This is a genomic window from Pseudomonas edaphica, assembly GCF_005863185.1.
GTDB lineage: Bacteria > Pseudomonadota > Gammaproteobacteria > Pseudomonadales > Pseudomonadaceae > Aquipseudomonas > Aquipseudomonas edaphica.
Map to the genome: position 1 here is coordinate 1 of NZ_VBVZ01001043.1, position 988 is coordinate 988.

The window sequence follows — 988 nt, forward strand, 5'->3', positions numbered from 1 at the left end:
TGGCCAGGTCAAGATCGACAACTTCGCTCACTAAGTCACAGTGGACCACCCCGATGAATCAGCTCCTGGCCATGCGCGCCTTCGTCCGTGTTGTCGATACCGGTTCATTCAGCCGTGCATCCGACCAGTTGGCGCTGCCACGCTCTACCGTCAGCAAACTCATCACTGACCTGGAAAGACACCTGGGCACCCAGCTGATGCACCGAACCACCCGCGCCCTGGCGCCCACGCTTGAAGGGCTGGAGTATTACCGCCATGCGCGACGGCTGGTGGCTGAGCTGGATGAAGTGGACAGCGCCGCACGCGGGCAGATCCTCAAGCCCGGCGGGCACCTGCGCGTGGATGCACCGGCCTCGTTTGCCAATTGCCTGTTGATTCCGGCGTTGGTGGACTTTCATCGTGAGTACCCCGATATCACCATCGCCTTGGGCATCAGCGACCGTGCGGTGAATATCGTCGGGGAGGGCGCCGATTGCGTGATCCGTGCTGGCAAGCTGGAAGACATGGCGATGATCGGGCGCAAGGTGGCGGACCTTGAATACCTGACCTGTGCGGCACCCAGTTACGTGGCGCGCCGGGGTTTGCCGGTTTCGCCCGAAGACCTTGTAAACAACCACCTCAGGGCCGGGTATTTTTTTGCTGGGTCGGGCAAGCCGGAGCCGCTGATTTTTGAGCAGGGCCAGCAACGTATCGAGGTCAACGACTGCGCTTTTTCGACTAACGAAGGCAACGGCCTCAAGGAAATGCTGCTCGCGGGCCTTGGTGTGGGTCAGCACTTTAAGTCGATCGTGCAGCACTACCTCGATACCGGCCAGTTGGTTGAGGTGCTGCCGGGTTGGTCGCGCCCGGCCACGCCATTGCATATCCTCTACCCACCTAACCGTCATCAGAGTGCGCGGCTCAAGGTCTTTACCGAGTGGGTGATCCGCACGGTTGGGGTCAGGGAATAATCGCGGTTACGCGTATCTCCACGCGCATGGTCGGCAGT

The 988-nt window shown here is 60.7% G+C and carries 1 protein-coding gene; it reads left to right on the plus strand.

Annotated elements, in window-relative coordinates:
- The first annotated feature begins 53 nt into the window (after positions 1-53).
- Positions 54-950: a LysR family transcriptional regulator gene (locus FEM54_RS33125; protein WP_138454344.1), complete on the plus strand. Its 897-nt coding sequence runs from the start codon at positions 54-56 to the stop codon at positions 948-950.
- Positions 951-988: the final 38 nt, after the last annotated feature.

Bases quoted from the DNA above. Each gene is read 5' to 3' on its own strand.
- FEM54_RS33125 (WP_138454344.1), top strand. From the start codon at position 54: ATGAATCAGCTCCTGGCCATGCGCGCCTTCGTCCGTGTTGTCGATACC.